General features: G+C 57.0%; 4 protein-coding genes. 2 read left to right on the forward strand and 2 right to left on the reverse strand.

What is annotated here, in order from left to right:
- Positions 1–78 precede the first annotated feature (78 nt).
- Positions 79–1,011, reverse strand: coding sequence for a hypothetical protein (locus XI09_RS00170; RefSeq protein ID WP_271565147.1), 933 nt, complete (start codon positions 1,009–1,011; stop codon positions 79–81).
- Positions 1,012–1,174: 163 nt separating this feature from the next.
- On the reverse strand, positions 1,175–2,449 hold the full coding sequence (locus XI09_RS00175) for an O-antigen ligase family protein (RefSeq protein WP_271565148.1): 1,275 nt from the start codon (positions 2,447–2,449) through the stop codon (positions 1,175–1,177).
- A gap of 597 nt (positions 2,450–3,046) precedes the next feature.
- Between XI09_RS00175 and XI09_RS00180 the strand changes: the two genes are divergently transcribed.
- On the forward strand, positions 3,047–4,381 hold the full coding sequence (locus tag XI09_RS00180) for an oligosaccharide flippase family protein (RefSeq protein ID WP_271565149.1): 1,335 nt from the start codon (positions 3,047–3,049) through the stop codon (positions 4,379–4,381).
- 201 nt (positions 4,382–4,582) lie between these two features.
- Positions 4,583–5,824, forward strand: coding sequence for an acyltransferase family protein (locus XI09_RS00185; RefSeq protein ID WP_271565150.1), 1,242 nt, complete (start codon positions 4,583–4,585; stop codon positions 5,822–5,824).
- The last annotated feature ends 337 nt before the right edge of the window (positions 5,825–6,161 follow it).

Genomic DNA, 6,161 nt, shown 5'->3' on the forward strand with positions numbered 1-6,161 from the left:
GGAAATTGCACCGATCGAGTTGAGTGCCCGTGCAAACGAGCTCTCAGAGATGACATCGAATTCTGTCAGCCGCCGTGACTAGCGGCGGATTGCTCGCTCCTTTAGTGAAGTACGCAGTCCCATCGCTGCGAACAGCCGGCCGATACGTTTCTCAACAGAGCCGCGAAGCCACCGTGTGCGGCGGAGCAGTCGTTGCTGCGCCATATCGAGCCGGGTCCGCACGCGCAGATGGACCGGAATGGCGTCGACCGGACAGCGCAGCTCCAGCGCAAGCCGCGCGTAGTGATATTCCGGCATGAAACGGTGGTCGCCGGCGAAATGGCAGATCGCGGGGCTCACGCGGCCCTCCGTCCTCACGAAATCGCATTCCCCTCGCACCGGATCGATCGATAGCTTGCCGCGCAGGCCGACGGGCGTGCGCATGAGACGACCTTCGTCGTCATACCCTGAGATCTCGTGGCGTGCCATCGCGAGGGCGTAGGCGGGCTCGTCACCCGGCCCGGTCGCGTCAAACGCTTTCAGTCCGAACTCCGTAGGCTCGTTCTGGATTTGGCGCGCCAACTTGAAAATGCTCTCGGCGAGCGCCGACTTTCGGAAAAAGTAGACGCCGCCGTTGAACTTCGGGAGGGCCTGCAAATCCAGGCGCCGCATCAAGCCCGGCAAATCGAGGAAGTATTCATCCTCATCGCCGAGTCGTAGATGTACTCCAACCACTGGCGTGAAGTCGAACCCACGAAGCTCTTCCAGCTCACGCTCGAACGGCCGCGCTGCGATGCAGTCGGCGTCGATAAAAAGCGTCTCGTCGAAAGGCGTGTACTCATCGATATGCATCTTTTGCCGGACGCCGCGACCGAGCGAGCGCCGCGCCGGGACGATGTGGTCGTACACGCTGGCGAGCCTTCCAGTCTCATCATCCGTCACCACGGCGGTCGGATACCCCGGCATGTTCGCCTTGAGCGAAAGCCCGAGGTAATAAGCCTGGCTGATGTAGTCCTGGGCGCCGATCGCCAAGGTGAGAAATCCAGTTGCCGGTCTCATCGCGGCACCTGAAGCGTCAGCTCCTGCCAGTGGGGAATTCATGGTCATATCACTTCAAATGCAGAATCTCGCCCACGAGCGAAGCCTTGTCGGTGTCATTGCCGCTGCAACAGGTCGTGAAGTCGTGCGCCACGCATCACCTCGGTTGCACCGCCGCCATCGTGGCTGCCGGCGCCTGAACAAGTGTCGGACGCCTCGCCGCCGCCGGTTTCAGGACGCCAAAGCGCAAGGCGAAATCTGCACCGAACATCGCCCAAACATACCAATTATAAGACAGGTAATAGGGCAGGTTATCCGAATAGCTGATGATCATATTTACGACGGCGAATCCGATGATGATGTAGGCCAGACGACTGGCACGCCGTCTGTAGACAAAGACCGCAACGATAACGCCGACATACAGCATTAGGTAGCCCAGCAAACCCAATATTCCGAGTTCGTAAATCGTCTGGATGTAGGCGCTGTGAGCTTCGGTGTGCGTGTCACCGGCAAGCGGGAAAAAGCGGACCGCGTTTTTTCCCAGCGTTCCAAGGCCCTTGCCGAGCACACGAGCGTCTGCCGAGTCAGCCAATGCGCGCTCCCACAGGGCCTGGCGCCAGGCATAGGAATTGAGGGTGGCGGAGCCGTTTCTAAGCTCCTCGAAGGTGACCTGAGGGTTTCCACCGACGTCTTGAAGACGCTCGGAAACGACCGGTAGCATGAGGACAAGCGGGACGAGCGGAAGGAATAGGAGCAGCTTGCGGTCAACGCCAACGGCGTAGATGGCAATGAAAGCGGCCATCGCAAGCCAGGCCGACCGGGTCTGGGTCGCAACCAGCAGAGCAAGCAAGACCAAGATGTAGGAGAACAGGAACGCCCTCCACAGGACCGGGGCTCGACGGTGGGCGACGAGGTTATAGTACAAGACGGCGCATATGACCCCAACCAGATAAAACGCGAAGATGTTCGGGTGCGCAAAAGTCGACTGGATCCGTCCGCTCGCGAGCCCACCGGCGGCCAGTTCGTAGAAAGCCAGCAGCGTCGGAATGAACGACGAGTAGATGATGCACAGAAACAGATTGGCGACGTCCTCTTGCGTTCTGAGCAGAACAACCGCTGCCAGGAAAATTGCAGGGAACGTCAGTGTGCTCAGCAGCAATTTTGCGCTCTCGCCGAATTCGGACGTGTAGGCGAGCGAACCGACAGCGATGACAAGATAGGGCGCCCAGATCAGTATCGGGAGCTTGATTGTCGCGCGCGATCGGTATAGCAGCGCTACCGCTGCTATCGAAAGCGCCGCAATGTTGAAGATCGCGCCGAGCGAAAAGCCTCCTTCGCCGCCGTCGCCGCTTTTGCCGATGAGACCGATGACGATTTCGGCGCCGGTCCGAGTAGCTATGAGCAGAAAGAAAGCCGCTCTTGCCAGGTTCATCTATCTGTCGCCGATGCGGGGGGCCAAAAGGCCAAACTTTTCTCCTTTTAGCGGATCGGCAATCCGGCTGCCACCACTGGAGGGAGGGTAATCGCGGCTGTCTGCATTAATTGTTACCATGTAACTGCTCTCGTTTTAAGCGGTGCGTGGTGGTGGAAAACGATGACGTGGTTAAGGCATCGCCGCCCAATCCATTCCTCGGAAAAGACAACATTCGCCCACACTGGTTCGCGCGCGAACGCACAGTGTATGCAGGCTCCACTATATCCCTCCATTGAGTGTTCTCTGTGAAAATGCCTTATGCGGCCCTGGAATGGCGCGGGGCAGCTCTTGAGGTCAGGCGACGTGGCGTTCGGGCGATGATTACCTTCCAGCCCTCGCTCCGATGTGCTACTTAGCGCCACCTTCGCTCGTACCTGAGGGCCCTGCGCCGGAATGCCTTCTCCAGCCCGGTGTTCCCATGCCGCCGCGACCACGGGACTGTCCTCCTTGACTGAGCCGGGAACTGGGTCGGGATAGAACGTCGTCACATCTGAAGTTCCAGACCGAGCCGCAACTTGTGACGAATACCCCAATCCCGCAATACACTAACCCCGCATGTCATTTACGACCCTGATCCGCAGCTACTGGCGCCGGCCCCTGATCCGCAGCATCGCGGTGGTTCTGACGGGGACCGCTGCGGCGCAGATCATCACTGTTGCCGCTTCGCCTGTCCTGAGCCGGCTGTTCGATCCGGCGGCGTTTGGCGCGCTTGGCACGTTCATGGCGATCGTTGGGCTTGCCAATCCAATCGCGGCGCTAACCTATCCGGCGGCAATCGTATTGCCGGCTGATGATGAAGATGCGCTGGCTCTCGTCTGGGTGAGTGTGCTTGCGTCGCTTGCGCTCGCCACGGTGTTGCTGCTCGGCGTCGGCATCTACCTGGAAATGCTGCATGGCCTGACGGCCATACAGCTTCTCCTGCTTATTTTGCCGCTGCAGGTGATCTTTGAAGCGCTGCTGCAGGCGGCGCAGCAATGGATGATCCGGAAACGGCGATACGGCACGTCGGCAAGGGTCATCATCGCCCAGGCGATCGTTGTCAGCCTTTCAAAGATCCTCGTCGGCGTGTTCTGGCCAACCCCGTTTGCGCTGATTCTGGTCTCTCTGCTGGCGAGCCCGTTCAGCTCGATCGTGTTTCTGCTCTGGCTGAACGTTGGGGGAGAGCGTTGGCCGGTGCGGGTCTCGCTGGGCCGGCTGCGGCTGGCGGCACGAAAGTATTTCGATTTTCCGGTGTTCAGAGCACCGCAGACCCTGGTCAGCGCAATATCGCAGAGCAGTCCGCTTCTGCTGCTGGCCATCTTTCACGGACCGGTCGCAACAGGCTTCTTCTCGTTGAGCAACTCCGTATTGGGAGCTCCCGCGACATTGCTCGCAAAGACGGTGAACGACATCTTCTTTCCGCGGCTGGCAGAGCTCGCCAATCATGGGCAGGAGACGCGGTCCTTGCTGCTAAAGGCAACCGCTGCGCTGTGCGCGATCACGGCGTTGCCGTTCGCAGTCTTCATTTTGCTGAGCCCGCAGCTCTTCAGCTTCATCTTCGGTGCGAAATGGACCGAAGCCGGCGTATACAGCCAGTTCCTTGCATTCTATTTCCTGACCGCCATCATCACGAGGCCCAGCTTTGCCGCCGTGTCGGTCTATCGCGTGCAGAGCGCCTATCTGGCCTATGAGATCATGGGCATCATCGTGAGGTTCAGTGCCCTCTCGATCAATGCCCTCGTCAAGACCGGCCCGATCGTGCCGATCGCACTCTTCAGTCTGGCGGGCTCTTTGGCCAACCTGGTCTTCCTCGGCTACATTCTGGGCGTAGCCAAGAAATTCGATCAGAAGGTCATGCTCGAGAAGCCGCCGGCCCCCATGGAAGAAGATCGCGATCGTGAGGGCGGTTGACAGGTCGATGCCAGGGGTAGTTCGAGACCCTTGGTCGGCGAGCCTTCGACCCCGGCGATAGCGCTGCACCTCTTATTGTGTATTACGACGCTGTGCTATGGCTATCGGCGCTAATATCCAAGATCAAGTCAGCCACAAAAAGAGCCAACACCTGCCGCTCCACTGTGCAGAATGTCGGGGCGGCAAGTGGTGCCAATTTTCTTGTTTACAGCACTGCGCCGCGTTTATATTGGGTCGATTTCAGGAGAGGCATTCGAAGTGTCCAGACAGACGATCGAGTCGGTACAAATTCTACGATTCATCGCCGCGCTAATAGTAGTTCTCGATCACTGCACTTTTGTCGGCAAGATGATAGCGGCGCGATCCAATACGCCGTTTCACTTTCCGATGTTTCCTGGACGCCTTGGCGTCGACATTTTCTTTATAATTAGCGGCTTCATCATGGTCTACATATCCTCTGATGGAGGTCGGTGGACAATTACACCTGCCGCCTTCTTCCAAAACAGGTGGATAAGGATAGCGCCAATATACCTTGTTGCGACGATCCTCTATGTGGCTCTTTATTTCTTAGCCGGCAATTTCGAAAGATGGTCGCTACTGCAATACCTGACTAGCGCGCTCTTCATTCCTTATTTTGACGAGGTCACCAAACTACCATTTCCGATCCTTGGCCAGGGATGGACGTTGTGCTTTGAGATGTTTTTCTATTCCATCTTTGCCATAGCGCTCAACCTACCTCGTCGCGCCTCACTTGTTTTCCTTTGCGTTGTATTCTTTTCCTTGGTTCTGGTTGGCTTGATTTGGAATTTTGTTTCCGGCTCGGTGTTCGTACTAACGCCTATGCCGACAAGAGCAGATTTCATCGTACCTCGATTTTGGTTGCATTCGATCATTCTCGAATTTCTGGCCGGTATACTGTTGGCCATGCTCCGCGAGCATATAATGGCGCGCCACCAACTCTGGTCGTTTGCGTTTCCTATTTCAGTGTGCCTCGCCATCATCGTCGCATACATTCTGCAAGCGAATCTGACTGACGACTATCTAAAGCCGTTTCCTTCCCTGATCAGATTTAGTTGCGCTCTCAGCGTTGTGGCTATTTGCGTTCTCACAACAAGCAAGAATCGAAGTGCGTGGCTCCAAAACATGCTCGTGTTTCTTGGTGGCTGTTCCTACAGCCTTTATCTCTTCCATCCGCATGTAATTTTCCTTATGGATTCCCTATGGAAGAGGCTGGGCGCCCTGGCGGACATCAAAGCGTTTGTGGTGGTAGGGACACTCCTGTCCATTCTAGTCAGTGTTGCAGTCTATCTTTCATTGGAAACGAGGATGATACGCTTGTTTAATACGATGCGGCCCAAGATCGCTAAGGCTAGCCAAGCTTACGCAGCCGAGGCTTCGAAAACCCTCTCTTCGCATCAACTGGCATCGCCGCCGGAGGGTTAGGTCCTCTGGTCGGCTAACGGACATGCTTGCGTAGCAAAGTGATTTGATGAGAAGTCGGTCGGCGTTGGCGATCGAAAGCCGGGCGGGCTTTAAAATGTGGCCCGGATCGGAGGCCACTGGGAAGAGATTTCAAATGAGAGTTTGCGCCCCGACCTTGTGAACGTGCATTAGCGGTTGGTCGAGGAGAAGAGCGAGTATCCGCGGATCACCAGCGTTCGTAGCGTTGTTTTGATAAGCGAGGCGTCGCTAGTGGGTTGTAAGCGCTTAGCCGGAACCCTTGCTTCGGGATCTGGATAGCTATGCGAAGAAGCCTCCGGCTTGGACGGAGGTTTGAGAT

The sequence above is a fragment of the Bradyrhizobium sp. CCBAU 11386 genome (assembly GCF_028128955.1).
Lineage (GTDB): Bacteria > Pseudomonadota > Alphaproteobacteria > Rhizobiales > Xanthobacteraceae > Bradyrhizobium.

Excerpts from the sequence above, each read along its gene's own strand:
- XI09_RS00175 (WP_271565148.1), bottom strand. The coding sequence starts at position 2,449 with ATGAACCTGGCAAGAGCGGCTTTCTTTCTGCTCATAGCTACTCGGACC.
- XI09_RS00180 (WP_271565149.1), top strand. The coding sequence starts at position 3,047 with ATGTCATTTACGACCCTGATCCGCAGCTACTGGCGCCGGCCCCTGATC.